Origin of the sequence: Streptomyces sp. NPDC087859 (assembly GCF_044742595.1) — a bacterium.
In the GTDB taxonomy this organism is placed as follows: domain Bacteria; phylum Actinomycetota; class Actinomycetes; order Streptomycetales; family Streptomycetaceae; genus Streptomyces; species Streptomyces canus_F.
The window spans coordinates 137,620-162,554 of record NZ_JBIUUU010000002.1 but is presented as its reverse complement, the minus strand read 5'-3'; the positions used below and the strand labels follow the sequence as shown (position 1 = coordinate 162,554).

Sequence of the window (24,935 nt, the reverse complement as noted above, 5' to 3'; positions counted from 1 at the left end):
CCCACGACTCGCTATTCCGAACTACGCCTTACATACCGTTATGGGGGAATTGCGTACCGTGTCAATAAAAGGCGTCCCACTCCCTGGAACGGGGCAGGCGAGAGGCGGCTGGTTGACTCGATTCCCTTGCGGGGGACGGGACTTGGAGGCTCCTCTGTCCACAGGAATCCACACCCCCGGAAAGTTATCCACAGGGTGTGCGAAAGATCTGTGGACTTCGGAAGTGATCATTCCGAATCGGCCTTGCCGGGCTGAGAATTCCCGATCCAAACCCTGTTCAGGCCCACTTTCGGGTGGAAATGGGTCGCTCCAAAGGATTGATCGATGGAAACGGGTGGACGAAGGGTGACCTGCAGAGCTGTGGACGAAGTTGCGGGCTGTAGGGAGATTTGTCGACTGAGTGGCGCTTCCGTGTCGACTTGTCCCCAGGTCGAGACGGCAGCCTGTGGATAACGCCTGTGGATAACGAAAATATGCAGGTAGGAACGGCCGGAAACCCCGCGTACTCCTGCTGGACGCCTGCTAGAAACGCCCGTCCAGGCAGCGCGCCACCCAGTCCGCCGCCGCCACGAACTCCTCGTCCGACGTCCCGCGCAACGGCGCCTGCACGTCGGCCGTGGTCATGTCCGCACGGGGGTACGAACCGAGGTACCGCACATCGAGGCAGATCCGCTTGAGCCCCATCAGGGCCTCGGAGACCCGGCGGTCGGAGATGTGCCCCTCGGCGTCGATGCAGAAGCAGTAGTTGCCGATGCCGGCACCGGTGGGCCGGGACTGCAGGACCGTCAGGTTGATGCCACGGGTGGCGAACTCGCCCAGCAGGTCGCGCAGACCACCGGGGTGGTCGTCGCGCTGCCACAGCACCACGGACGTCTTGTCGGCACCGGTCGGCGCGGCGGGCCGGGCGGGCCTGCCGACCAGCACGAACCGCGTCTGGGCGTTCTCCGCGTCGTGGATGCCGGTCTCCAGCGCCTCCAGGCCGTACCGGGCAGCCGCGAACTCGCCCGCGAAGGCGGCGTCGTACTGGCCCTCCTGGACCAGGCGCGCGGCGTCCGCGTTGGAGGCGGCGGACTCCCACAGGGCGTCCGGGAGGTTTTTCTTCAGCCAGTTGCGGACCTGCGGCTGGGCGGCCGGATGCGCGGAGACCGTCTTGATCCCCGACAGCTCGGTGCCGGGCCTGACCAGCAGCGCGAAGGTGATCGACAGCAGCACCTCGCGGTAGATCATCAGCGGGGCGCCCGCGACCAGCTCGTCGAGGGTGGTGGTGATGCCGCCCTCGACGGAGTTCTCGATCGGCACGAACGCGGCCTCGGCCTCGCCCGCGCGCACCGCGTCCAGCGCGGACTGCACGGACACATACGGGATCAGCTCCCGCGTGGCCGTCTCCGGAAGCGTGCGCAGGGCGACTTCGGTGAAGGTGCCTTCAGGACCGAGATACGCATAGCTCGCTGGCATGACCTCACCCTAATGGCCCTTGCGCAGCCTGGCGCACACGTCTCACGACAGCCCCTCCGCTGAGTGAACCGGCGTGACCGGAAGCCGCCCCGGGCGTTCGCGTGACCCTCCCCGGACCGCACGACCACCCCGCCCGCTCACCCCTCCAGCAGCCGCTGCCCCACGTACTCCCCTTCCGCCGCCCCGCCCGGCACCGCGAACAGCCCGCTCGACTCGTGCCGGATGTACTTCGACAGGGCGTCCCCGCGGTCGAGCTTGCGCTGCACGGTGACGAAGCCGCGCAGCGGGTCGGCCTGCCAGCACACGAAGAGCAGCCCCGCGTCCGGCACCCCGTCCGTGCCGATGCCGTCGTGGTACGAGAACGGGCGCCGCAGCATGGCCGCCCCGCCGTTCTGGTCGGGCCGGGTGATGCGCGCGTGGGCGTTGATCGGCACGACCAGATCGCCCTGGGCGTCCGTCTTCTCCAGGTCCATCTCGGTCGTCTCGGAGCCCCCGGAGAGCGCCGCCCCGTTCGCCTTGCGGCGCCCGATGACGTTCTCCTGCTCGGAGACCGAGAGGTTCTCCCAGTCGTCGAGGAGCATGCGGATACGGCGTACGACGGCGTAGGAGCCGTTCGCCATCCAGGACGGGTCGTGCGAACCGGACGACGGTACGAAGATCCGCCGGTCGAAGTCGGACTCGCTCGGCTTCGGATTGCGGGTGCCGTCGATCTGGCCCATGAGGTTCCGGGCCGTCATGGGGTGGGCGGTGGCACCCGGCGACCGGTTGAACCCGTTCATCTGCCACCGGACGCGGGCCGCGCTCCCCGCGTCCTTCTGGATCGCGCGCAGGGCATGGAAGGCGACCAGCGCGTCATTGGCGCCGATCTGCACCCACAGATCGCCGTTGCTGCGTGCCTTGTCGAGCTGATCGGAGGAGAAGTCGGGCAACGGGTCCAGAGCGACCGGGCGCTGCTTCTCGAGGCCGGTCCTGGCGAAGAAGCTGTGCCCGAACCCGAAGGTGATCGTCAGCGCCGACGGACCGGCGTCCCGCGCGACATCCGTGTCGCCCGAGGCCGTCCCTTCGCCCGCCATCAGCCGCCGGGCCGTCTGCGACCAGCGGCGCAGCAACGCGGCCGCGCCCTTGCGGCCGGCGCCCGCCGTCAGGTCGAAGGCGACGAGGTGGCCGCAGGCCTGGAGGCCCTGGAGGATGCCGGGCTGATGTTTCCCGTGAAACATCGCCTCGTCGGCGCCGACCGAGGCGAGCGGCGTGGCCTCGGAGGGCCGGGCGGCATACCCGACGGCCCCGCCGGCCGCGCCGAGCACGAGCCCGGTGGCACCCGCGGTCCCGAGCAGCCGGCGCCGCGAAACGCCCTCCTTGATGACGGCGTTTGGCAAAGCGCCGTCATCAAGTGCCTTCTCGGGAGTACGGACCTCCGGAATGGACTGGTCAGCCATGGTGGTTCAGCCGATCTGCGCGTTCTTCGAGACGGTGGTCTGGTCGATGTCGGAGGTCCGCACGGTCACCGCGATCTGCCAATCGCCCGCCATGGGGAGCTGGATGCCGTTCGCCGACCAGTGTCCGGTGGTGATGTGGTCGGGGACGACGGGCAGCGGCCCGATGCCCTTGGACTCGAGGGTGAAGGAGACCTTCACCTCGGGTACGTCGAAGCCGCGCCCATTGGGCCGCTCCACGTAGACGTGCATCTCGTTGGCGCCCACGCGCGCGGGGTCGAGATCGATCCGCACGAGGCCCTTGCCGTCCTCGCCGCCGGTGTCGAACGGCATGTCGAGCGTCAGCGCGCCCGAGGACGAGGTGGAGGAGGAAGAGGACGACGACGTGGCCGCCTTGGCGTCCTCCTCGGTGCGGCCGGGCTCGGTCTGGGTCAGCACGGTGGTGATGGCGAGCAGCACGACGGCGACGCTCGCCTCGGCGAGCACCGAGCGGCGCAGCCCGAACCGATCCGGGTCGGCGTCCCGCTGCCGCCGCTGCCGCGCCGCGTCGACGGCGGCCCGCTGCCGGGCGAGCTGGGCGGCCCGCTGGGAGTCGCCGCCCTGGGCATGGGCACTGACGTGCTCCTTCTCCCGCTCCGGAGCGTCCTCCTGTTCCGGAACCTCCACCGAGGCCGTCACCGCGCTGTCCCCCAGCCGCGAGGTCCATCGCCGGGAGATCCACGCGATGCCCACCAGCAGCGTCACGAGCCCGATCTTGACGAGGAGCAGCTGTCCGTAGGTCGTGTCGGTGAAGGCCGACCAGGAACCGAGCTGGCGCCACGACTGGTAGATGCCGGTGGCCACGAGGGTCACCACGCTGCTGAAGGCGAGACGGGAGAAGCGGCGAACGGCGGAGCGCTCGATGGGGGTGTCGGCCCGGTACAGCGTCACCAGGAGCGCGGTCAGCCCGCCGAGCCAGGCCGCGACCGCCAGCAGATGCACCACGTCGACGGGCATCGCGATGCCGGTCTGGAGCCCGGTCGAGGCGTGCTCGGCCATCGCCCAGCTCGCCGCGAGCCCGGCGGCCACGACGGTGCCGCCGATGGAGAGCCCGAAGGTGAGGTCCCGCTTCTCCTGGTCCTCGCGTTTGTCGTACGCCCCGAAGAGCACGGCGATGAACAGTGCCGCCGCGGCGAGCAGCAGCAGCCGGGAGACCATCGACGCGCCGGTCTTGGTCTGGAGGACCTGTCCGAGCAGGCTCAGGTCGAACACGTCGCCGAGCTTGCCGCTGCCGGTGTACGAGCCGCGCAGGAGCAGCAGCAGGAGGGTGGCCGAGGTGAGCGCGAGCCACCCGGAGACGACGAGCCGCTGCAGGGGCCGTACGCCGGAACCGCGCTGCCAGCAGGCCAGCACGAAGGCGGCGCCGCCGACCATGACGATGAACCCGGCGTAGGAGACGTAACGTCCGAAGCCGTAGAGCCAGCCGACGACTCCGCCGCCGGCGGTCGGGCCGGAGGCCGAGACGGTGGTCTTCGAGGGGGCGCCGACGGAGAAGGTGTAGGCCCCGGCGACGGGATGGCTGTCCTCGGAGACGACCTGGTAGGTGACGGTGTAGGTGCCGTCGGGCAGTCCGCTGTGCAGCTGGACGGCGTAGGTCGTGCCGCTGACGTCGGACGGCTTGCCGGTGTCGACGCGCTTGCCCTTGGGGTCGAGGACCCGCAGGGAGTCGTCGGACATCGCGACCTTCTCGGAGAAGGTGAGCGAGACCTGGGTCGGGGCCTTGTCGACCACCACCCCCTGCTGGGGGTCGCTGCCGGTCAGCGCGGCGTGCGCGGAGGCCGGTCCGGCACCGGCGAGAAGCAGTCCGGTGGCCGCGAGAAGCAGCAGCACCAGGATCCGGACGCGGGGGGCGATGGTCTGCGTCAAGGTGGTCCCTCCCTCAGTGCCCGGTCTTGGGGCTGTACGTCGCGGACTTCACCGGCATCTCGACGGTGACCGGGCCGGACTTCGCGAAGTGCAGTTCCACGGAGACCGTCTCGCCCTGCTTCGGCTTCCGCTTCAGGTTCTCGAACATCAGATGGTTGCCGCCGCTCTTGAACACGAGTTGACCGTGTGCGGGCACGTCGAGGCTCTTGACCTCCGCCATGGCGGAGTCGACGGTCTTGTGCACGGTGACCTCGCCGACATCGCTGGTGACCGAGGTCAGGTCGTCCTTCGCGCCGCCCTGGTTGGTGATCGTGAGGAAACCCGCCGCCATGGAGTCGGAGACCGGCTGGGGCATGTAGGGGGCGCTGACGGACAGTTCGGCCTGTGCGTCGTCGGAGGAGCCGGAGTCGGAGCAGCCGGTCAGCACCAGGGCGCCGGCCGCGGCGGCCGCGAGGAGCGGGAACCGGCTCACGGGTTCTCTCCCTTGATGAGCTCGGGGAGGTCCTTGGTGTAGTCGTCGACGGTGGCGTCCTCGCCGTAGAGGACGTACCCGCCGTCGGTCTTCGGCGAGAACGCGACGACCTGAGTGCCGTGCGTCGAGACGATCTTGCCGTTCTTGTCCTTGTGCGGCGGCTCGATGGAGATGCCGAGGGTGCGGGCGCCGGCCTGGATGGTGGCGAAGTCGCCGGTGAGACCGACGACCTGGGAGTCGATGCCCTTGAGCCACTTGCCGAGCGCCTTCGGGGTGTCCCGGTCGGGGTCGGTGGTGACGAACACGATCCGCAGCTCGTCCTGCTGTGCCTTGGTCAGCTGCTTCTTGGCGACGGCGATGTTGTTCATCGTCAGCGGGCAGACGTCGGGGCAGTGGGTGTAGCCGAAGTAGATCAGCGTCGGCCGGCCCTTGGTCTGCTCGCGGAGGTCGTACTTCTCGCCCTGGGTGTCGGTGAGGACGAGGTCCGGCTTCTCGAACGGCTTGTCGAGGACGGTGGCGGCCTTGTCGGAACCCGCCTCCTCGGAGACCACCGAGACGGGCGAGTCGCTGTCGGCACTGCTGCCGCAGGCGGTCAGCGTCAGGGATGCGGCGGCGAGCAGGGCGGCCGCGGCGAACGTCTTCTTGCGCATATCAAAATGTCCCAGATGTGAAGGGCCCGGGGTGCACCGGGATCGTGCGGACAGGTCGCACGACCCCGGTGCGCCGCGCGGAAGGGTGGACCTCAGGCGTCGGTGGTGCGCCGACGGCCGGCGAGCACGCCGTACCCGACCCCGAGCGCGCCGACGGCGATGCCGACCACGCCGAGCACGCGCGCGGTGGTGTCACTGCTGTCGGCGGGGGCGGCCGTCTCGGCGGCGGCGTTCTCGGTGTCGTCGGAGTCGGAGGCCTTCTCGGTCGCCGACGCGCCGTGGTGGCCGTCCTCGGAGGCGGCCGAGAGTGCCAGCACCGGGGCCGGGTTCTCGGGCTCCTCCTGGCCCTCCTGCTCGATCTCGATCCAGCGGACGACCTCCTTGTTGGAGTACGTCTGGATCGCCTTGAAGACGAGTTCGTCGGCGTCCTCGGGCAGCGTGCCCACGGAGACCGGGAACTTTTCGAAGAAGCCCGGCTGGATGCCCTTGCCGTCGGCGGTCCAGGTGATCTTGGAGACGGCCTCGGAGATCTTCTTGCCGTGCAGCTCGATGGGCTTGGACAGCTTGGACTTGGTGACCTTGATGTCCCAGCCGTTCACCGGCTCGGGCATGGCGGAGGCCAGCGGGTGGTCGGTCGGGAAGGTGACCTCGAGCTTGGTCGTCGAGGCGTTGTCGCGCTCGTTGGGCACCTTGAAGTCGACGACCGCGTAACCGCCCTTCGCGGCGGTGCCCTCGGGCTGCACGCTGACGTGCGCGAACGCGGGGGAGGACAGGACGACGACGGCAGAGGCGGCGAGGGCGCCGACGGCGGCGAGACGAGAAACCTTCATGAAAGAGAGCACTCCACTTCGCGTGTGATTCCGGAGTTGAAGAGGGATACGCGCGCGCAGAGGTGCCCGATCACTCGGAACAGGGCACGCGCGTGTGGCCGCACGACGGCGGCCCCCAACCCAGGAAGGGGTGCTCGCGTCGTGTCAGGCGGCGAGGACGAGACCGTCGGCGGCGGGCGGACCGCGCCGGATCACCGCGTGCCGGAGTGCGGTCGTACGAGGCGCGGGGGGCGCGAGCAGATCGGTGCGCGGCAGCCGTGGACCGGCCTCCGGCGCACCCGGCAGCCCGGCCCGCAGGGCACGCACCAGAGCGAGCGCTGCGCGCAGGGACCGTACGAGTGCCCCCTGAGCGACCCCGTGCGCCGACAGTTCGGCCAGCCGCAGCAGCGCCAGGTCGCCGTGGCGCAGCAGCCAGCCGGCGGCCAGGGCCGCGAGGAGGTGACCGAGCAGCATCGGCAGCGAGGGCATCAGCGAGGTGGAGGCGTCGGCGGTGGACATGGTGTCCATCGAGCCGTGCGCGTGCGTGCCCGGGTAGAGGCGCGCCTCGGTGAGGATCCGGACCGCCTGGGTGGGGCTGATCGCCGCCGCGGTGGTCCCGCAGACCAGCCGCGCGGCCTGCTCCACCACAGTGGCGTCCGACGACATCGGGGGCATCGGCTGGGTCGTCGTACCGTGCTGTCCCAGCCCGAACAGCGTGTGCAGCACGGTCTGTCCGACCGCCAGCAGCGCCGCGGTCCCGGCCAGCGAGCGCACCCGCCCGGCGAGCGGTGCCGCGACCGCGAGGACCCCGAGGAATCCCGCGCCCAGCGTCCACAGCGGAACGGCGGCGCAGGCGGCCATGGTGTGCCCGGCGGCGGCCAGCACGACGCAGACCGCGGCGAACACCGCGGCCCGCGGGAGCCGGAGACCGTCTCCGGTGCGCTGGTGGGGGGCAGACATGGCGGGCTCATCATCGCACTGGGCTTACGGCGGCCATACGGCAGGCCCACAAAGTGACGTACGGGTGGTACGACCGGAAGATCACCCTCTGATATGAACCGCCCCCACATACCCCATGCGCCGCCCGGTACGCATCGCCCATATGGGCGGCGTCACGTCAACTGTGTGCTTACACCTGGCCACTGGCGGCAATAGGTAACGGTATGTCGAGCCGCGGCCGGGAGGCTGGAGCATGAGCATCTGGTGGTCACTCCATCTGCGCCGCGAAGCCGCGAGCGTTCCGCTCGCGCGACGGCTGCTGCTCGGCACGATGGAGACCGCGGGGGTGGACCCCGATATCTCCTACGACCTCTCCGTTGCCCTCAGCGAGGCCTGCGCGAACGCCGTCGAGCACGGCGGGGACACCGAGCAGGGCGGTACCTCGGAGGCGTACCGGGTCACCGCATATCTGGACGGCGAGAAGTGTCGTATCGAGGTCGCGGACTCGGGTCCGGGCTTCGGGCGCCCCGCCCCGGTGGTCCGGCGTGCCTCCAGCGAGGCCGAGCACGGCCGCGGGCTGTGTCTGATCCAGGAGCTCGCCGACCACGTCCACATCGGCAACAAGCCGGGCCGGGGCGGTGCGGTGGTCAGCTTCGACAAGATCCTCAAGTGGAAGAAGGACGCTCCGCTCATGGCGGTGTAGCGCCCGCCGCCCGGGGACTTCTCCACGCGCGAAGACGCGGAATTTCAGCTTCCTCAGCATTCACAGGCGGCTCTCAGCGTCTCCCCACCTCCCTGACGGACACCGTCCCTACCTTCCCGATCATGACGGGAAACCACAGGGACAAGACGATCACCAGGCGCCGAGCCATCGCCGTGACGGGCGGCACGGTCGCCGCGGGCGGCCTCGCCGTCGCCGGTTACCAGTCGGCCTTCGCCGACGACGCCACCACCGCTGCCGCGACGGCCTCGGCGTCCGCCGCCGGCAGCGAGTGCATGACGCTCATGACGAGCGTCACCGAGGGGCCGTACTACCTCGACGGCGCCCTGGTCAGAAAAGACATCACCGAGGGCAAGAGCGGCGTCCCGCTGACCCTGCGCCTCACCGTCGTCGACGCCACCGACGGCTGCACCCCGGTCCCCGGCGCGGCCGTGGAGATCTGGCACTGCGACGCCTGGGGCTACTACTCCGGCTACACCACCGCCAACCCCGGCGGCTCCGCCCCCGCCGAGAGCGAGGACGGCTCGACCGCCGACGACCAGACCTACCTGCGCGGTTACCAGATCGCCAACGGCAACGGGGTCGTCAAGTTCGAGACGATCTTCCCCGGTTGGTACACCCCGCGCACCTGCCACATCCACGTCAAGGTCCACACCGGCGGCGAGAAGGAGGACGGCACCTACGAGGGCGGCAAGGTCAACCACACCGGCCAGTTCTTCTTCGACGACACCGTCGCCGAAGAGATCTTCACGCTGGAGCCCTACTCCCGGCACTCCGGCAGCTACACCACCCTCGACAACGACATGGTGTACGACGGCAGCGGCGCCGCCGGCGGCCTGCTCACCCTCGAGGCCGTCCACAAGAAGGACCCCTCCAAGGGCTACAAGGGCTTCCTGACCCTCGGGATCGACCCCGACGCCGAGAGCACCGGCGCGGGCGGAGGCGGAGGCGGTGGCGGCGGCACCCCGCCGAGCGACGCGCCGACGGGCACTCCGCCGAGTGAGGCCCCGACCGGCAGCGCCTCCCCGTCGGCCTCGGCCTCCTCGTAAGGTTCGGCCATGAGCAGCCGCGAGGACGAAGCGCTGGCGCAGGCCGCCGTGACCGCGCTGACCGGGCAGCTGGCCCTGGCTCCCAAGCCGGGCCTGCCCGATCCGCGTGACCTCGACGCCCGTGTCACCCGCCGGGACCACTGCTCCCTGCGCTGGTCGGCCAAGGCACTCGTGCCCGGCCTCGCGGCGATGGCCGCCGCCGCCCGCCGCACCGGCGAACCCACGCCCGGACTCCGTACGGAACTCGGCGCGATCGGCCGCTGCACCGAGCACTCGGTGGGCCTCGCGGGCGGCGGCCACCGCGGCGCCACGTGGGCCCTCGGCCTGCTGGTCGCCGCGGCCGCCCTGGACCCCCGAGCCGTGGCCACGGACATCACCGCGACCGCCAAGGGCATCGCCCGGCACACCGACAAGCGTGCCCCGCGCAAGCCCTCCCACGGCTCGTCGGTGTCGGCGAAGTACGGCGCAGCCGGGGCGCGGGGCGAGGCCCGGGCCGGATTCCCGCACGTACGGCGGGCGTTGGACGCCCTGGCGGCCGCGCGCGCGGCCGGCGCCACCGAGGGCGAGGCCCGGCTCGACGCCCTGCTCACCGTGATGTCCACCCTCCAGGACACCGAACTCCTGTACGCCGCGGGCCCCCTCGGCCTGCGCCACGTCCAGGCGGGCGCCCGCGGCGTCCTGGAGGCCGGCGGCACGTCCACCGAGGCCGGTGCCGCGGCACTGGTCGCCTTCGACGCGGACCTTCACGCGCGCGCGTGGAGCCCCCGTGGCAGCGCGGGGCTGCTCGCGGGGGCCCTGTTCCTGGACTCGCTTCCGGCGACAGTCAGTTCACGAGCACGGGCCGCTGCCTGACCTCCCGCGGGGAGGCGGTGACCCGGCGCGCCGCCGGCCCCATGGCGTACGACGCCAGCAGTGTCACCCCTCCCAGCAGGAGCCAGCCCGCCGTCCCCCAGCCGATCAGCAGCGTGGTCACCACGAGCGGACCGAGCGTCCGCGCCACGGTCACGCCCGTTCCGAAGAACCCCTGGTACTCACCCACCCGGTCGGCCGGGGCCAGATCGAAGGACAGCTGCCACGAACCGGCCGACTGCCCCATCTCCGCGAGGACCTGGAGGACCGCTCCGGCCACCAGGACCCCGGCGGCGACCCACGGCGACGCACCGGCCGACAGCGCGAACACCGCGCACGCCGCGAGCATGACCCACCCCGACCGCCGTACCGCGCCGACCGCCGACCCGATCCCCGTGACACCGCGCGCCATCCGCACCTGGAAGACCATCACGGCCCCGGTGTTGAGCACGAACAGCGCGGACACCAGCCATGCCGGCGCCTGCGTCCGCTCGGCGATCCACAGCGGCAGCCCGAGGCTGAGCAGCGGCATCCGCAGCAGCAGGACGGTGTTGAGGGCCGTGACGGCGACATAGCGGCGATCCCGTACGACACCGAGGCCGTGACGTTTCCGCACGGGTACCGGCGCCACCGACGCCAGCCGCATCAGCACCCCCGCACACGCCGCGAACGTCACCGCGTCCATCGCGAACACCGCCAGATACGCCTCCCGCGTCCCGGCCTGGATCGCCAGCCCGCCCAGCCCCGCACCCACCGCCAGCCCGGCGTTGAACGCCGACTGGAGATACGCCAGCGCCCCGGTCCGCTCCCCGGCGGGCACCAGCCCCGCCAGCAGTGTCTGCCGGGCCGCGGCCAGCCCCGACTGCGCGGCGGCGTACGCGCACGCGATCGCGACGAACGGCAGGAACCCCCGGACGAACAGGAACGACGCCACCGCGAGCCCCGCCGCCAGCGCCAGCAGCACCGCCGTACCGCGTGCCCCGCGCCGGTCCGCGAGCCGCCCCAGCGGCACCCCCGCCACCGACCCGACCGCCCACCCGACGGTCAGTCCGAGCCCCACGCGCGCGGGTGAGAGCCCGACGACGTGGGTGAAGTATAACGCGGAGGTCACGAGGTAGGCGCCGTCACCGACGGCATTGGTCAACTGGGCCAGGGCCAGGACGCGTCGCGGCCCCGCGGGCGGGACGAGGGAGTTCGTCATGTCTACGACGGTAGAAGGGAACTGGACCCCACTACAGACCCAATAGTCGCCCCCTTTACTGGCCCAATCCGTCCAACACGGTCCCCAGCGCCTCCAGCGCCTCCGGATACACACGCTCCCGCGGCGTCCCGTACCCCACCACGAGCCCCTGAGGCCGCCCCTCGGCGTCCGGCGTGTGCCAGTGGTCCCCAAGGCGCCCGACGGCGAGACCCGCCGCCTCCGCCCGCGCCAGGGCCTCCTTCTCGTCGGCGACCTCCACCAGCGCGTGCAGCCCGGCCGCGATCCCCCGCACCGGCCGCCGCTCCCCGAGCCGGTGCAGCAACTGGTCCCGGCGCCGCCGGTACCGCAGCCGGCAGGCGCGCACATGACGGTCGTACGCATGACTGCCGATGAGCTCGGCGAGCGCCAACTGCCCGATGGACTCGGTGTGGTGATCGCTGTGCAGCTTGGCGTCGGCGACCGCGTCGACCAGGTGCGGCGGCAGCACCATCCACCCGAGCCGCAGCGCGGGCCCCAGCGTCTTGGAGGCGGTGCCGAGATACACGACATGCCCCGGCGCCATCCCCTGCAGCGCACCGACGGGCTGCCGGTCGTAGCGGAACTCCCCGTCGTAGTCGTCCTCGACGAGCAGCCCGCCACGCGCGCGTGCCCAGTCGCTGAACGCCCGCCGCCGTGCGGGATGCAACGTCACCCCGGTCGGGTACTGATGCGCGGGCGTGAGCACGACGGCTCCGCAGTCCCCCAGCCCGTCGGCACGGGCGCCCCTTTCGTCGACCGGCACGGGCACCACGCTCCCGCCGCCGCGCCGTACGACCTCCCGGTGGAAGGGCAGCCCCGGGTCCTCCATGGCGATCTCGCCACCGTCGAGCACACGCGTGAGGAGCGCGAGCCCCTGCACATACCCGGACGTGATCACGATCCGCTCAGGGGGCGCGATGACCCCTCGCGCACGCCCCAGGTACCCGGACAGCGCGGTCCGCAGCTCGACGCGCCCGCGCGGATCGCCGTAGTCGTACGCCAGTGAGGGCGCCGTCGCGATCGCCCGCCGCAGCGCCCGCAGCCAGGCCGCCGCCGGGAACGTCCCGACGTCCGGACTGCCGGGCCGCAGATCGAAACGGGGTGCACGCGTGTGTGGGGCGGCTTCCGGGTTCTCCTCGTCCACGGACGGCAAGGAGGCGACCTGGGTGCCCGAACCCTGCCGGGCGGTGAGATACCCCTCGGCGACGAGTTGGTCGTACGCCGATTTCACGGTCCCGCGCGAGACGCCGAGTTCGGCGGCCAGCCGCCGCGTGGCAGGCAACCGAGCCCCGGGAGCCAGCCGCCCGTCACGTACGGCATCCCGCAAGGCACGCTCAAGCCCGGCCCGCCGCCCCTCAACAGACCCGAGCTCGATATGCAGGTCCACATCAACCCCCCAAGGGGCGCGGGGAACCGCGCGACAAGCCCCCACAACCCCGCAGACCGCAACGAAAGGCCGGGTACCCCACTGGTACCCGGCCATCGATCCAGGCGTCAGCCCTTGAGCGAAGCCATCCAGGACTCGACCTCATCCGACCGCCGAGGAAGCCCCGCCGAGAGATTCCGGTTCCCGTCCTCCGTCACGAGGATGTCGTCCTCGATCCGCACACCGATACCCCGGTATTCCTCCGGCACCGTCAGATCGTCGGCCTGGAAGTACAGACCGGGCTCGACCGTCAGCACCATCCCCGGCTCCAGCGTGCCCTCGACATACGTCTCGGTCCGCGCCGCGGCGCAGTCATGGACGTCCATGCCGAGCATGTGCCCGGTCCCGTGCAGCGTCCACCGCCGCTGCAACCCGAGCTCCAGCACCCGCTCGACGGGCCCCTCGACCAGGCCCCACTCGACGAGCTTCTCGGCCAGCACGTGCTGCGCGGCGTCGTGGAAGTCGCGGTACTTGCCACCGGGCTGCACCGCCGCGATACCGGCCTCCTGGGCCTCGTAGACGGCGTCGTAGACCTTCTTCTGGATCTCGGTGTACGTGCCGTTGATCGGCAGCGTGCGCGTGACGTCGGCGGTGTACAGCGTGTGCGTCTCGACACCGGCGTCCAGCAGGAGCAGGTCCCCGGAGCGCACGGGCCCGTCGTTGCGCACCCAGTGCAGCGTGCAGGCGTGCGGACCGGCGGCGCAGATGGAGCCGTAGCCGACGTCGTTGCCCTCGACCCGCGCGCGGAGGAAGAACGTGCCCTCGATGTACCGCTCGGAGGTCGCCTCGGCCTTGTCGAGGACCTTCACGACGTCCTCGAAGCCGCGCACGGTCGAGTCGACCGCCTTCTGCAGCTCGCCGATCTCGAACTCGTCCTTGACGAGCCGCGCCTCGGAGAGGAAGACCCGCAGCTCCTCGTCGCGCTCGGCGGTGACCTTGTCGGTCAGCGCCGCTTCGATGCCGGCGTCGAACCCGCGTACGACCCGCACCGGACCGGTCGCCTCGCGCAGCGCGTCCGCCAGCTCCCGTACATCGGAGGCGGCGATGCCGTACAGCGCCTCGGACTCCGCCAGGGAGTGCCGGCGGCCGACCCACAGCTCGCCCTGCCCGGACAGCCAGAACTCGCCGTTCTCGCGGTCGGAACGCGGCAGCAGGTAGATCGTCGCCTTGTGACCCTCGGAGGTCGGCTCCAGGACGAGCACGCCGTCCTCGGTCTGGTTGCCGGTGAGGTACGCGTACTCGACGGAGGCCCGGAAGGGGTACTCCGTGTCGTTCGAGCGGGTCTTCAGGTTGCCCGCCGGGATCACCAGACGCTCGCCCGGGAAACGCGCGGACAGCGCGGCACGGCGGGCGGCGGTCTCGGCGGCCTGGGGAATGGGCTGCAGATCGTGCAGCTCCGTGTCGGCCCAGCCGGACTTCATGCTCTCGGCCAGCTCGTCGGACACGCCCGGGTACAGCCCGTTCTTCCGCTGTTTGATCGGCTCTTCGGTCTCTTCCGGGGTCTCCGGGTTGAGCTCGTCGGCCACGGTCATCCTCCTCGATACGGCACTGGACCCCGTCCATCGTACGGTCGTACGGAAGGGGGCCCAGGGCCGTTGGACCTGTTACCGAGAGCTACCCGAGGCACTACTCGAAGTGCGCGGCGAGCAGGACGACGTCCTCCTCGGAGTCCGCCGCGTCGAGCCCGTCCGGCAGGACGGTGCGCAGGACGTGGTCGGCGATCGCGTCCGGGTCGCGCCGCAGCGCCTTCGGCACCCCGGCCGCCGCCGAGTGCAGCCGCGCGAAGGCACGGTCGGTGGGGTCGCCGGTCCGGTGCAGCAGCCCGTCGGTGTACAGCAGAACCGTCTCTCCCGGCTCGGCCTCCAACTCCACGCTGGGCGCCTCCCAGCAGGCGAGCATCCCGAGCGGCGCCGACACGGACGTCTCCACGAACTCCGTGCGCCGCTCCCCGACCAGCAGCGGCGGGCAGTGCCCGGCACCGGCCAGCGTGATCTTGCGCAGCGCGGGCTCGCAGTAGGCGAACAGGGCGGTCGCGGAGCGGGCCGGCTCGGTGAGCCGCAGCAGCAGCTCCAGGTCGGACAGGACGGCGACGGGGTCCTCGCCCTCCATCACGGCGTACGCCCTCAGGCTGGCTCTCAGCCGGCCCATCGCGGCGATCGCGCTCGGGCCGGATCCGGTGACCGAGCCCACCGCGAGACCGAGCGCGGCGTCGGGCAGCGGCAGGGCGTCGTACCAGTCGCCGCCGCCGCGCGGGCCGGTGCGGTGCCGGACGGCGAGCCGCATACCGGCGACGCGGGGGAGCCGGGACGGCAGCAGCTCCTCCGCCATCGTCGCCATGCACGCGCGCGTGCGCTCGACTTCGAGCAGGCGCGCCAGGTATTCGGTCGCGTGGCGCGCGTACAGGCCGACGAGGTGGCGGCGGCGCTCGTCCGGTTCGGCGGGCTCGTCGTACAGCCACACGGCGGCGCCGAGGCGGCCGGCGGCGTCGGAGGAGAGCGGCAGCGCGTAGCACGCCGCGTAGCCGAGGCGGGCGGCCACCTCGCGGTGCCGGGGGTCGAGGCCGTCCTCGGCGAACAGGTCCGGCTCGGCGATCTCGCCGTCGGCGCCCGGCAGTCCGTCGAGGATCCTGCCGTACGACATCGCACTGCGCGGCACGGTCTCGATGTGACCGAGATCGGCCCGGGCCAGGCCCAGGCCGATCGTGGTGTCGGGGCCGAGTCCGTCGTCCGGCTCCAGTACGACGAGGCCGCGCCGGGCGCCCACCAGGGCGGCTCCGGCGCGCAGGAGTTCCGTCAGGGCTTCCTGCAGTCCGTCCGTCCGGGCCAGCCGTTCCGTGAGTTCGTGCAGGGTCGTGAGGTCGGAAACCCAGCCCGCGAGCCGGTCCTGGAGCAGGGCGCCCGGGGCGTTCGGAGCGGTCGGTGGCGGGACCGGAGAGGTGCCCGGGACGGCGGGCGCGGGCGCGACAGTGTGTGCGGGCGAGGGAACCGTTGAATCGATTCCGGCCACTTTCGGAGGGTGAGGGGCGTTCATGGCGTCCGGCTTTCCGACCGGTGCGTATTGCTCAAAAGCATCGCAAACCCCCATGTCATTCTGCGCCGCTAGCAGTGTCTCCACATGTACACGCACTCGTGAGGGGATGTCCAGCATTGTCCTGCCGGGATTCCTGGTGTCCGTGGGCCACCGGTGTACCTCTTGCCGAAAAGCAAAGTTGGCTTAAAACTGACTCGGGTAACGCGTTATTGCGGTCGACTGGCCTTGCTCCACTGAGCGTCACAGCGGTCGTGATGGGTACGTACTCGGAGAAGACCAGGGGTGGTTGACATCCACCCGGAACCTGGTGACGGACCCGGGCGTCTTAACCACCGACGACCGTGCCCCATCCTCCGTGGCGGAGGCGAGGAGAAACACGCGGGACGGCAAAACGCCAGACTTCGCCACCCCCACGCCACGCCCATGCTTTTGATAGACGCAGTGTGGGTCAGGCTGCCGTGGACGCAGCCAACGCTCGACCCATAGGGGTTCCCCTTGTCTCTGACAGGGGTGTGATGCGCCAACAGGTACGCACAGTGCAGTGATCGACACATGGTGTGATGTGGCCCACGGTGTTGCCAGCGGTGCAACGGAAAGGAACGAGCGCTCATGCGCGAGATCCTCGGAAAGGCACGCAGGCTCCTGTCCAAGCGGAACGACGGGGGGCCTGAGTTGATCAGCGCGGCCCTGACCTTCGCGACGGAATGGCAGTGGCCCGTACTCCCGGGCGCGGCACCGGACCCACAGGGTCGGGCCCGTTGCAGCTGCCCCGACCCCGAGTGCACGGTCCCCGGCGCGCACCCCTTCGACCCCGGGCTCCTCGCGGCGACCACCGACGAGCGCATGGTGCGCTGGTGGTGGAGCAACCGGCCCGCCGCGCCGATCGTCCTCGCCACCGGCGGCACGGCACCCTGCGCGGTGTCCCTGCCGGCGCTCGCGGGCTCCCGTGCGCTCGCCGCCCTCGACCGCCAGGGCATGCGCCTGGGACCGGTGGTCGCCTCGCCCACCCGCTGGGCGATCCTCGTCAAGCCGTACTCCATGGAGCAGTTGGGCGAACTGCTGTACGCCAAGGACTTCGTCCCCGGCTCCCTGCGCTTCCACGGCGAGGGCGGCTATGTCGCGCTGCCCCCGTCCGAGACGGGCCGGGGCGCCATCCACTGGGAGCGTGCTCCGCTGCCCGGCTCGGCCTCCCCGTGGGTGCCCGATGTCGAGGCCGTGGTGGACGCGGCGGTGGACGCCCTCACTCGTACGGGTGTGAGCGCGCCCGAGTTGTAGGGGTGTCGGGCGCGCGCGGAACCAGTCGTCCGCGCGCGCTCGTTATCGTCCCTTTCATGAACCTTCGTCTGCTTGCCCTGACGGGCGTCGTGGTGTGCGCGGTCGCGCTGCCGCTGGCCGTGGCGTCCGCGGGACAGGTGGGCGAGGAGCGCCGCACCGCTGTACGCGACGACGTGGCTGTACGCGATGAGGCCGCCGTACGCGAGGAAGGCGCCGCACCTGACGGGGTGCGCGAGGATCACAAGGTCGCCGCCCCCACCAGCTCGCCGTGGCTGCTCGGCCTGGGCCTGGCCACCGCCGCCCGCTGCGGACCCGAACTCACCTCCCCCGAGGGCATCGAGGCACAGACCTGTGTCCTGACACAGGGCGAGCAGACCTGGGCGCGCACCTACTACCGCAACGTCACCGGCGGCGGACTGGAATCCGTCCTCAGCCTCATGGGCCCCGGCGGCCGCACCGTGCAGATGCACTGCGCCGTGGGCGCGGGCGACGAGCCCGGAACCTGCGAGACGCCCAGGGAGCGCACCCAGGGCGAACCGGGCGCGTACACGGCGGTCGCGGAGTTCGCGGGACGGGGCGGTCAGGGGCCGCTGCTGCTGCGTTCCGGAAGCAACTCCGGTGCGTACACGGGCAGTTGACGCCCGGCAGCGTTGCGTAAACGGAACGGCGCAAAGAAAGACCCGGTTGCTGGCGACGGGGGATGCACCAGCAACCGGGCTACTGGAACGGTAACAAGAGATCGGCAGTTCGCAAATTCGATCTCGGTTTTTCATCGGCTTTCCGGACACCGACTCACTTGCTCCCGGCGGGAGTTGTGAGTGGATCCGGGGACCCCGCGCGCCACGGGAGCCGCTGACCGACCAGTCAGCAGCTCCCGGGTTTCGAACCTGTGTGTCAGCTGAGCGTGACCTGTCGGTTGGTCAGCCCGCCACGCGCGCGGCGCTCGTCCGCAGTGAGCGGAGCGTCCGAGGCCAGCGCGCCGGTGAGCCGCTCGGCGAACTCGGCCGCCGGCTTCTCCACGTCCTCCGCGGTGACCCCGCTCGGCAGGTCCCAGACCGGCACGGTCAGCCCGTGTGCGCGGAAGGAACCCACGAGCCGGGTGCCCTCGCCGAGGCCCGCCCGGCCCGCCGCGTGCAGCCGCGCGAGTGCGTCCAGAAGCTGCTCCTCGGGATACGGCATGACCCAGCGCAGGTGGTTCTTGTCCGGCGTCTCGCACCAGTAGGCGGCGTCCACGCCCTGGAGCTTGGCGGTCGGGATGGCCGCGGCGTTGGCACGCTCCAGGGAGGCGGCCACCTCCGGGCTGGAGTTCTCCGCGTCCGGCACCCAGAACTCGAAGCCCGTGTGCACGACTGGCTCGAACGTGCCTTCGGGGTCGAGCAGATCCTGCAGTCGCGGGCCGTCGGCGGGGGCGCGGCGGCCCTGGACCGGGGTGCCCGGGTCGGCGGTGAGGGCGCGCTGGAGGGTGTCGGCGAGGTCGCGGCTGATGTCGCCCGACGCCGTGTCGTTCTGCAGGCCCAGCAGCACCGAGCCGTCCTCGCGGCGCAGCGCCGGCCAGGCCATCGGCAGCACCGTGGCCAGCGAGACCGACGGGACGCCCTCGGGGAGGCCGCCCTTCAGCGTCAGTTCGACCGTGGCGGCCGGCACCAGCTCGCGCAGTGCCACCCAGTCGCCCTCGCCCGGGAGTCCTTCGAACGGGCGCTGCACCAGCTCGGTCACCGCGTGCGCGGCGGCCCGGCCGTGACAGGCCTTGTAGCGGCGGCCGCTGCCGCAGGGGCAGGGTTCGCGGGCACCGACGACCGGGACCTCCCCGTCGGCGATCTGCGGGCCTTTGGCCTTCGTCTGGGGTCGCTTCTTGGCCATCGTGAGGTCTCCCGGTTACGGCTGGTCTCGTACGGCGGGAGCCTAGCCGTTCATGGAGTGACCGACGGGAGCCTGTGGACAACCCCGACGGTTCGGTAACGCCCCGCAGGAGCGCGGGGAACTGTGCGACCAGTCACGACGGAGCCGCAGCGAGGGCGGACCATCGCGGTTCTCCCCGGCGGAGCGTCTAGTCCAGGTCGGTGAACGCGTCCGCGAAGTCCAGACCGGCCATCGTCGACACCGAGGGAGCCGTGATGCGCGTGGCGAAGTCGTCGCGACGGTGACAGGCGTCCGGATCGTGCACGTCGTCGTGGACCACGACCCACACCGTGACCTCGCCGCGGGCGTCGTCCCTGACGCCCCAGTCGTCGGACAGCGCGGTGATGATGTTCAGCCCGCGGCCGCCGTGTGCGGTGACCGAGGGCGTGGCCGGAGCAGGGCGGGTGGGCCCGCCGCCGTCCGTCACCTCGACCGTGAGTCTGCCCCCGGTGTCCACCCGCCAGGCGGCGCGGACATCGCCGTCCCCGGCCAGGGCGTCGCCCAGTGGCCGGCCGTGCTTGCACGCATTGCTCAAGAGTTCGGAAAGAATGAGTACGGCGTCGTCGATGACCGCTTCCGACACGCCACCTCTGCGCAACTGAGAACGCATCCGGTGTCTTGCTTCCCCCACGCCCGCAGGGCCATGGGGTACGGCCATGCTCGACGACGTGGGCACCTCCTGTGCCACCACCAACGCCACCCCCGAGACCTCCTTTGCCCCACGCCACGGTGTGGATGCCCCATTGGCCTGTACCGGAAACCGGCCAATCAAGGTCCGCTGACGCATTCGTAACGATCGAATACGGTCCGAACGCGCCGGGGCACACCCTGTAATCGCCTGGCTGGATTTCGACGTCCTGGCCGGGTTGGGAGAATGCGGGTGTCCGGGGTGCCGGGTCAAGATGTCGTCACAGGTCTTTACCAGTTGGCGGCGTTTTGGTTATCTGCCCAGCTGGCGCAGGACTGCGCGGGGTCGGTTGGTGATGATCGCGTCGATGCCGAGCTCGACGCAGAGATCCACGTCCTCGGGCTCGTTCACCGTCCATACGTGCACCTGGTGACCGGCTCGTTTCAGCCGCTCGATGTACGCCGGGTGATTGCGCACGATCCGGATCGAGGGCCCCGCGATGCGGACGCCCGCCGGAAGCCGACCGTCCCTCAGCCGGGGCGAGACGAACTGCATGAGATAGACCGTGGGGAGCGCCGACGAGGCGGCACGCACGCGATGCAGCGAGCGGGCCGAGAAGCTCATGATCCGCACCGGGGAGTCGGCGGCCGAGGCGGGCGCGTCCAGCCCGAACCGCTTCAGCAGGACGAGCAGCCGCTCCTCCACCTGCCCGGCCCAGCGGGTGGGGTGCTTGGTCTCGATGGCCAGCTCCACCCGCCGCCCCGAGTCCGCGACCAGCTCGAGGAGCCGCTCCAGCGTCAGTACGGAGGTGTCCTCGCGGTCCTCCGGGCGGTGCTCCCAGTCGGGCTCCTCGTCCCGGTTCCGCCAGGAGCCGAAGTCCAGGGCGGCCAGGTCGGCCAGCTCCAGGGCGGAGACCGCCCCGCGCCCGTTGGACGTACGGTTGACGCGTCGGTCGTGGACGCAGACGAGATGGCCGTCGGCGGTCAGGCGCACATCGCACTCGAGGGCGTCGGCACCGTCCTCGATCGCCTTCTTGTACGCGGCCAGAGTGTGCTCCGGGGCCTCTTCGGAGGCTCCACGGTGAGCGACGACCTGAATGCTTTGCTGCCGTGCGTGGGTCACCGCGTCATGGTGCCACCGCACCGGGGTACGCGTCGCACGAGGAGGGCGCCAAGATGCGTCCGGTTCGCCGGACAGGTCCCATATAAAGGAAAGTCGCGGACCCACAGCCACCGCTTATGGTGCTCTGACGGCCTGTGGGAAAAGCTGACGGCATACAAAAGCACATGCACAGCTGCATCGCGCCGGACCGTCGGCAAGCGTGAACGAGCGTGACCGAGTGCGACCTTAGGACAACAGCCGTGGATCGAGGAGAAAAGCTGTGAGCACCGAGAACGAGGGCACTGCGGTACCCCCGGCCCCGTCCGCACCTCCCGTGCCGGTGGATTCCCCCGCAGCCTCCCCGCAGGCAACCGCGCCCGGCAGCGGCGCCCCGACGACCCAGTTCCCCACGACGCCCCCGCACGCCCCCGGCGCACCGGAGCAGGAACTGGTCCACGCGGGCCAGGCACCGGCGTACGCCTCGGCGAGCGCGGGCGGTCCGCAGGGCGGCGCTGCCCCGGGCCAGGCGCCGGACGGCTCGTGGCCGCCCCCGCCCCCGGCCACCCCGACGTACGCCGACAGCGGCTCGGGCGGTGCGGGTGCCGGTGGCTGGGGCGCCTCCTACCAGCAGCCCGCCCCGAAGTCCGGCCGTGGCCGCGGCGGCCTGATGGCGGCGGTCCTGATCGCCGCGCTGGTCGCGGGCGGCCTGGGCGGCGGCCTCGGCTACACCCTGGCCAAGAACGACGACAACGGCTCGTCGACCACCGTCTCGGCCTCCGACAGCGGCGGCTCCGTCAAGCGTGACGCCGGCACGGTCGCGGGCGTGGCCGCCACGGCCCTGCCGAGCACGGTCACCATCCAGGCCGAGTCCAGCAGCGGCGAGGGCGGCACCGGCACCGGCTTCGTCTTCGACACCGAGGGCCACATCGTCACCAACAACCACGTCGTGGCGGACGCGGTGGACGGCGGCAAGCTCACCGCGACCTTCCCGAGCGGCAAGAAGTACGACGCCGAGGTGGTGGGCCACGCGCAGGGCTACGACGTGGCGGTGATCAAGCTCAAGAACGCGCCGAGCGACCTGAAGCCGTTGACGCTGGGCAACTCGGACAAGGTGGCGGTGGGCGACTCGACGATCGCCATCGGCGCCCCCTTCGGCCTGTCCAACACGGTCACGACGGGCATCATCAGTGCGAAGAACCGCCCGGTCGCGTCGAGCGACGGCAGCGGTTCGAACGCGTCCTACATGAGCGCCCTGCAGACGGACGCCTCGATCAACCCGGGCAACTCGGGTGGCCCCCTCCTGGACGCCCAGGGCAATGTGATCGGCATCAACTCCGCGATCCAGTCCAGCAGCAACGGCGGCCTGGGCGGCACCAGCCAGTCCGGCTCGATCGGCCTCGGCTTCGCCATCCCGATCAACCAGGCCAAGTACGTGGCCCAGCAGCTGATCAAGACCGGCAAGCCGGTGTACGCCAAGATCGGCGCCTCGGTCTCCCTGGAGGACTCCACGGGCGGCGCGAAGATCACCGAGCAGGGCGCCAGCGGCTCCGACGCGGTCGAGGCGGGCGGACCGGCGGCCAAGGCGGGCCTCAAGCCCGGCGACGTCATCACCAAGCTCGACGACCGGGTCATCGACTCGGGTCCCACCCTCATCGGCGAGATCTGGACCCACCAGCCCGGCGACAAGGTCAAGATCACCTACGAACGCGACGGCAAGACCAACACCGTGGATCTCACCCTGGATTCCCGGGAGGGCGACAGCTGACCCACGCGCGCGCGTGCTCACCGGTTACTCTGGTCCCCGCGCCGCCGGTCACCTGCGGCGCGGGGTGGGTTGCCCGAGCGGCCTAAGGGAACGGTCTTGAAAACCGTCGTGGCGCGAGTCACCGTGGGTTCAAATCCCACACCCACCGCACAGATCGTCGGCCCCTGACCAGGTGAATCGGTCGGGGGCCGTCGTGCTGTGCGCGTACTTCAGGGTGCCTTCCCGGTCCGCGGCAAGCGGTTCGGCTACAGCTCGTAGTCCCAGGCCAGTTCGTCCCACGCCACCTCCCGCAGCCCGGTCTCCGCGTCGCAGCCCGACGGCACCTGAGTGGTGGGCTGGAACCAGATGACCGTGAGGTTCGACCGGTACAGGACCGGATCGTGGGCCGGGTTCATGACGTCGGAGCGGAAGCGGCCCACGCACGCCACCGACGGGAGCACCTCCACCGGGCCGAACGCACCCGCGTACTGGTCCGGGTACTCCCGCGCGGGCGGGACCAGGTGGACCGGCGTCCTGGGGAACTCCCGCTCCGCCGACTGCAACAGGCCTTTGATCTTCATCTCGTTGACCGGCTTGCAGGGATAGCCCTCCAGCATTCCGCCGTACGTCGAGGAGAGCCGCAGCTCGGACAGGTCGATGCTGCGGCCGGAGGTCAGGACGATGCGGGCCAGTGACATGGTCGGCACTCTAGGGCGGTGGTGCATCGAGCTCCCGTGAATTTCATGGCCGACGCCGGCTCGTACATGCCTTACGGCCGGTGGCCCGTCATGCGTGCGGCCGACGCGATCGTCGCGCGGGCCTCGCGTTCGGTCAGGCCGGTGTTGAGGGCCGCGTCGACCAGGGGATCGACGAGGGCGGGGCCGATGCCGTCCTCGTAGGCGCGGCAGGCCGCCCAGAACAGGCGGGTGTTGCGCTGTCCCTCGTGCGCGGCGAGGACGAACTGGACCAGGCCCTGACCGTGGTCGCCCGCCGACGTGGGTGTGGGGTGGTGGGTGCGGGGCGGGGGCAGCAGGAGGCGGAGCAGGGCGGGCGGGCAGGCGGCGGGGGCCAGATGGGCCGTACCGGGGGCCGTCGCGTACACGCCGTGGTCGGTGCGGGAGCCGGGGCCGACGAGGTAGCCGCCGGCGCCTCGGATGTCGATTCCGGGGGCCAGGCGGCCGGCCGAGTTGGGTACGACGACGTCGGGCGGGCCGCTCAGCCAGAGGTGGCGGCCGCCGCTGGGGGTCAGGACGACGACCGTGGCGGGGATCGTGAACAGGTGGCGCAGGGCCAGCTCGCGCAGGGCCGCCGAGGAGTCCGTGTCCGATTTCGTGTCGAGGTCGATGCCGATCAGGTGGTGGGGCGGGAGGCCGCAGGCGATGCCGTAGCCAGTCGCCCAGGGGGCCGCGGCGAACAGTTCGCGGATGCGGTTCGGGTCGGTGGCGGCGTCGTAGACCCCGTGGCCGAAGCGGCCGCACTCGCCGTGGCAGGGCGGGGCCTCGGGGTCGTCGCGGTGCGGGGAGCGCAGGGCCGGGAGTTTCGTCCGGGACAGGGGGATGACGGCCAGGCCGCGTTCGGCGGCTGACAGGGCGTGGGCGAGGGCCAGCGTCGTGGCCTGCCGGTCTGTGGTGGCCATGACTCTATTTTCGTACACCTGTTCGAGAAAGGGAAGCGTATTCCAGGGCGACTCGCCGGGCGGGGCGGGTTGGCCGGAAAAGCGCCGGAACGCTTCACCTCTTGCGGCGCTTGAGATGTGTTTGCCCGTATCACCCTGACCTGATGCTCAAGGTCGTGAAAGGGGTTTATCGACTTGTCCTCACGCTTCAGGGGGAATGGTCGCTTCCGGGCTGGTTCGCCGGGGATTCGGTGGGCAACTCTGATCTCGCGACGTCGTGATCGACTCCGAGGCGGTCGGCCAACTGCCTGGGGAAAAGCCTTACTTGACGTACTTCCGGCTATGAAGCCGGGTTCTGGAGGAAGAACATGGCAAGCATCCGTACCGCCCGCGTCATCGCCGCCGTCTCCGCCCTTCCGCTCGCCGCCGCGCTCTTCACCGGCGTCGCGACGGCGGACAACGGTGGCTTCGCGGACGACGGATCGAACGCGGGTGTCGCGAGCATCGTCGGCAGCGGTGTCGGTGGCACCAACAACGGCAACTCGTCCACCACGCAGCAGAACGCGGTGGGCTCCGGCGCCTCGAACCAGAGCAACACCGCGCAGGTCAACGGCTCCGCGTTCACGGCCATCAACCAGGGGAACGACAACACGTCCATCAACTTCACCCCGCTGTGGTGGTGACCTGAGGGGCCGCCGCCCAGGCGGCGGCCCCGG

General features: G+C 71.0%; 23 protein-coding genes and 1 tRNA gene. 8 read left to right on the top strand and 16 right to left on the bottom strand.

The window, feature by feature from the left end; translation table 11 throughout:
* Window positions 1–522 precede the first annotated feature (522 nt).
* From pheA to ACIOHP_RS04610, 7 genes are all read right to left on the bottom strand, one after another.
* Window positions 523–1,455, bottom strand: a complete 933-nt coding sequence (gene pheA / locus ACIOHP_RS04640; RefSeq protein WP_361558668.1) for a prephenate dehydratase — start codon at window positions 1,453–1,455, stop codon at window positions 523–525.
* A gap of 137 nt (window positions 1,456–1,592) precedes the next feature.
* Window positions 1,593–2,891: an iron uptake transporter deferrochelatase/peroxidase subunit gene (efeB, locus tag ACIOHP_RS04635; protein WP_401883402.1), complete on the bottom strand. Its 1,299-nt coding sequence runs from the start codon at window positions 2,889–2,891 to the stop codon at window positions 1,593–1,595.
* A 6-nt stretch (window positions 2,892–2,897) separates the two neighbouring features.
* A complete protein-coding gene (locus tag ACIOHP_RS04630) occupies window positions 2,898–4,793 on the bottom strand; it encodes a copper resistance CopC/CopD family protein (protein ID WP_401883399.1) in 1,896 nt (631 codons plus the stop codon).
* Between the two features lie 13 nt (window positions 4,794–4,806).
* Window positions 4,807–5,265, bottom strand: a complete 459-nt coding sequence (locus ACIOHP_RS04625) for a copper chaperone PCu(A)C (RefSeq protein ID WP_361554239.1) — start codon at window positions 5,263–5,265, stop codon at window positions 4,807–4,809.
* Window positions 5,262–5,915 (bottom strand): SCO family protein, encoded by a 654-nt coding sequence (locus ACIOHP_RS04620; RefSeq protein WP_401883396.1) that lies wholly within the window; start codon window positions 5,913–5,915, stop codon window positions 5,262–5,264. Before ACIOHP_RS04620 ends, ACIOHP_RS04625 begins: the two co-directional genes overlap by 4 nt.
* Before the next feature lie 92 nt (window positions 5,916–6,007).
* Complete coding sequence (locus tag ACIOHP_RS04615) at window positions 6,008–6,745, bottom strand: YcnI family protein (protein ID WP_401883394.1); 738 nt, start codon at window positions 6,743–6,745, stop codon at window positions 6,008–6,010.
* A gap of 144 nt (window positions 6,746–6,889) precedes the next feature.
* A complete protein-coding gene (locus ACIOHP_RS04610; RefSeq protein ID WP_361554230.1) occupies window positions 6,890–7,684 on the bottom strand; it encodes a hypothetical protein in 795 nt (264 codons plus the stop codon).
* A gap of 232 nt (window positions 7,685–7,916) precedes the next feature.
* Here ACIOHP_RS04610 and ACIOHP_RS04605 point away from each other — a divergent pair, with 232 nt between their 5' ends.
* From ACIOHP_RS04605 to ACIOHP_RS04595, 3 genes are all read left to right on the top strand, one after another.
* Complete coding sequence (locus ACIOHP_RS04605; RefSeq protein WP_327718072.1) at window positions 7,917–8,366, top strand: ATP-binding protein; 450 nt, start codon at window positions 7,917–7,919, stop codon at window positions 8,364–8,366.
* A gap of 122 nt (window positions 8,367–8,488) precedes the next feature.
* Window positions 8,489–9,433: an intradiol ring-cleavage dioxygenase gene (locus ACIOHP_RS04600; protein ID WP_401883390.1), complete on the top strand. Its 945-nt coding sequence runs from the start codon at window positions 8,489–8,491 to the stop codon at window positions 9,431–9,433.
* Between the two features lie 9 nt (window positions 9,434–9,442).
* Window positions 9,443–10,285, top strand: a complete 843-nt coding sequence (locus tag ACIOHP_RS04595) for a triphosphoribosyl-dephospho-CoA synthase (RefSeq protein WP_361554224.1) — start codon at window positions 9,443–9,445, stop codon at window positions 10,283–10,285.
* Here ACIOHP_RS04595 and ACIOHP_RS04590 read toward each other — a convergent pair.
* The 4 genes from ACIOHP_RS04590 to ACIOHP_RS04575 all read right to left on the bottom strand — a co-directional run bounded on the left by ACIOHP_RS04590 (window position 10,257) and on the right by ACIOHP_RS04575 (window position 16,074).
* Window positions 10,257–11,483, bottom strand: a complete 1,227-nt coding sequence (locus tag ACIOHP_RS04590; protein WP_401883387.1) for an MFS transporter — start codon at window positions 11,481–11,483, stop codon at window positions 10,257–10,259. The genes ACIOHP_RS04595 and ACIOHP_RS04590 overlap by 29 nt on opposite strands.
* Before the next feature lie 55 nt (window positions 11,484–11,538).
* On the bottom strand, window positions 11,539–12,984 hold the full coding sequence (locus ACIOHP_RS04585; RefSeq protein ID WP_401883384.1) for a PLP-dependent aminotransferase family protein: 1,446 nt from the start codon (window positions 12,982–12,984) through the stop codon (window positions 11,539–11,541).
* Between the two features lie 11 nt (window positions 12,985–12,995).
* On the bottom strand, window positions 12,996–14,459 hold the full coding sequence (locus tag ACIOHP_RS04580; protein ID WP_361483687.1) for an aminopeptidase P family protein: 1,464 nt from the start codon (window positions 14,457–14,459) through the stop codon (window positions 12,996–12,998).
* A gap of 94 nt (window positions 14,460–14,553) precedes the next feature.
* Complete coding sequence (locus tag ACIOHP_RS04575; protein WP_401883381.1) at window positions 14,554–16,074, bottom strand: PP2C family protein-serine/threonine phosphatase; 1,521 nt, start codon at window positions 16,072–16,074, stop codon at window positions 14,554–14,556.
* Between the two features lie 492 nt (window positions 16,075–16,566).
* Between ACIOHP_RS04575 and ACIOHP_RS04570 the strand changes: the two genes are divergently transcribed.
* Both ACIOHP_RS04570 and ACIOHP_RS04565 read left to right on the top strand, forming a co-directional pair.
* Window positions 16,567–17,232: a bifunctional DNA primase/polymerase gene (locus ACIOHP_RS04570; protein WP_361554212.1), complete on the top strand. Its 666-nt coding sequence runs from the start codon at window positions 16,567–16,569 to the stop codon at window positions 17,230–17,232.
* A 56-nt stretch (window positions 17,233–17,288) separates the two neighbouring features.
* Window positions 17,289–17,870, top strand: a complete 582-nt coding sequence (locus tag ACIOHP_RS04565) for a hypothetical protein (protein WP_401883379.1) — start codon at window positions 17,289–17,291, stop codon at window positions 17,868–17,870.
* 256 nt (window positions 17,871–18,126) lie between these two features.
* Here ACIOHP_RS04565 and ACIOHP_RS04560 read toward each other — a convergent pair whose 3' ends face one another.
* The 3 genes from ACIOHP_RS04560 to ACIOHP_RS04550 all read right to left on the bottom strand — a co-directional run bounded on the left by ACIOHP_RS04560 (window position 18,127) and on the right by ACIOHP_RS04550 (window position 20,881).
* Window positions 18,127–19,092, bottom strand: coding sequence for a DUF5926 family protein (locus ACIOHP_RS04560; RefSeq protein WP_361483679.1), 966 nt, complete (start codon window positions 19,090–19,092; stop codon window positions 18,127–18,129).
* 187 nt (window positions 19,093–19,279) lie between these two features.
* Window positions 19,280–19,918, bottom strand: a complete 639-nt coding sequence (locus ACIOHP_RS04555) for an ATP-binding protein (protein WP_307028632.1) — start codon at window positions 19,916–19,918, stop codon at window positions 19,280–19,282.
* Between the two features lie 153 nt (window positions 19,919–20,071).
* Complete coding sequence (locus tag ACIOHP_RS04550) at window positions 20,072–20,881, bottom strand: glycerophosphodiester phosphodiesterase (RefSeq protein WP_307028635.1); 810 nt, start codon at window positions 20,879–20,881, stop codon at window positions 20,072–20,074.
* Window positions 20,882–21,140: 259 nt separating this feature from the next.
* Between ACIOHP_RS04550 and ACIOHP_RS04545 the strand changes: the two genes are divergently transcribed.
* Window positions 21,141–22,625, top strand: a complete 1,485-nt coding sequence (locus tag ACIOHP_RS04545; RefSeq protein ID WP_401883375.1) for a S1C family serine protease — start codon at window positions 21,141–21,143, stop codon at window positions 22,623–22,625.
* A 63-nt stretch (window positions 22,626–22,688) separates the two neighbouring features.
* Window positions 22,689–22,773: transfer RNA gene (locus ACIOHP_RS04540), tRNA-Ser, on the top strand.
* A 97-nt stretch (window positions 22,774–22,870) separates the two neighbouring features.
* On the opposite strand, the gene ACIOHP_RS04535 is transcribed toward ACIOHP_RS04540, so the two are convergent.
* Window positions 22,871–23,302, bottom strand: coding sequence for a hypothetical protein (locus ACIOHP_RS04535; RefSeq protein ID WP_401883373.1), 432 nt, complete (start codon window positions 23,300–23,302; stop codon window positions 22,871–22,873).
* 71 nt (window positions 23,303–23,373) lie between these two features.
* Window positions 23,374–24,240, bottom strand: coding sequence for a bifunctional DNA primase/polymerase (locus tag ACIOHP_RS04530; RefSeq protein ID WP_401883371.1), 867 nt, complete (start codon window positions 24,238–24,240; stop codon window positions 23,374–23,376).
* Window positions 24,241–24,587: 347 nt separating this feature from the next.
* Here ACIOHP_RS04530 and ACIOHP_RS04525 point away from each other — a divergent pair, with 347 nt between their 5' ends.
* Window positions 24,588–24,902, top strand: coding sequence for a hypothetical protein (locus ACIOHP_RS04525; RefSeq protein ID WP_109497067.1), 315 nt, complete (start codon window positions 24,588–24,590; stop codon window positions 24,900–24,902).
* Window positions 24,903–24,935 lie beyond the last annotated feature (33 nt).

Excerpts from the sequence above, each read along its gene's own strand:
- ACIOHP_RS04560 (WP_361483679.1), bottom strand. The coding sequence starts at position 19,092 with ATGGCCAAGAAGCGACCCCAGACGAAGGCCAAAGGCCCGCAGATCGCC.
- ACIOHP_RS04590 (WP_401883387.1), bottom strand. The coding sequence starts at position 11,483 with ATGACGAACTCCCTCGTCCCGCCCGCGGGGCCGCGACGCGTCCTGGCC.
- ACIOHP_RS04575 (WP_401883381.1), bottom strand. The coding sequence starts at position 16,074 with ATGCTGGACATCCCCTCACGAGTGCGTGTACATGTGGAGACACTGCTA.
- ACIOHP_RS04535 (WP_401883373.1), bottom strand. The coding sequence starts at position 23,302 with ATGTCACTGGCCCGCATCGTCCTGACCTCCGGCCGCAGCATCGACCTG.
- ACIOHP_RS04525 (WP_109497067.1), top strand. The coding sequence starts at position 24,588 with ATGGCAAGCATCCGTACCGCCCGCGTCATCGCCGCCGTCTCCGCCCTT.
- ACIOHP_RS04530 (WP_401883371.1), bottom strand. The coding sequence starts at position 24,240 with ATGGCCACCACAGACCGGCAGGCCACGACGCTGGCCCTCGCCCACGCC.
- ACIOHP_RS04555 (WP_307028632.1), bottom strand. The coding sequence starts at position 19,918 with ATGCGTCAGCGGACCTTGATTGGCCGGTTTCCGGTACAGGCCAATGGG.
- ACIOHP_RS04585 (WP_401883384.1), bottom strand. The coding sequence starts at position 12,984 with ATGGCCGGGTACCAGTGGGGTACCCGGCCTTTCGTTGCGGTCTGCGGG.
- ACIOHP_RS04600 (WP_401883390.1), top strand. The coding sequence starts at position 8,489 with ATGACGGGAAACCACAGGGACAAGACGATCACCAGGCGCCGAGCCATC.
- ACIOHP_RS04605 (WP_327718072.1), top strand. The coding sequence starts at position 7,917 with ATGAGCATCTGGTGGTCACTCCATCTGCGCCGCGAAGCCGCGAGCGTT.
- ACIOHP_RS04565 (WP_401883379.1), top strand. The coding sequence starts at position 17,289 with ATGAACCTTCGTCTGCTTGCCCTGACGGGCGTCGTGGTGTGCGCGGTC.
- efeB (WP_401883402.1), bottom strand. The coding sequence starts at position 2,891 with ATGGCTGACCAGTCCATTCCGGAGGTCCGTACTCCCGAGAAGGCACTT.
- pheA (WP_361558668.1), bottom strand. The coding sequence starts at position 1,455 with ATGCCAGCGAGCTATGCGTATCTCGGTCCTGAAGGCACCTTCACCGAA.
- ACIOHP_RS04615 (WP_401883394.1), bottom strand. The coding sequence starts at position 6,745 with ATGAAGGTTTCTCGTCTCGCCGCCGTCGGCGCCCTCGCCGCCTCTGCC.
- ACIOHP_RS04620 (WP_401883396.1), bottom strand. The coding sequence starts at position 5,915 with ATGCGCAAGAAGACGTTCGCCGCGGCCGCCCTGCTCGCCGCCGCATCC.
- ACIOHP_RS04595 (WP_361554224.1), top strand. The coding sequence starts at position 9,443 with ATGAGCAGCCGCGAGGACGAAGCGCTGGCGCAGGCCGCCGTGACCGCG.
- ACIOHP_RS04570 (WP_361554212.1), top strand. The coding sequence starts at position 16,567 with ATGCGCGAGATCCTCGGAAAGGCACGCAGGCTCCTGTCCAAGCGGAAC.
- ACIOHP_RS04580 (WP_361483687.1), bottom strand. The coding sequence starts at position 14,459 with ATGACCGTGGCCGACGAGCTCAACCCGGAGACCCCGGAAGAGACCGAA.
- ACIOHP_RS04610 (WP_361554230.1), bottom strand. The coding sequence starts at position 7,684 with ATGTCTGCCCCCCACCAGCGCACCGGAGACGGTCTCCGGCTCCCGCGG.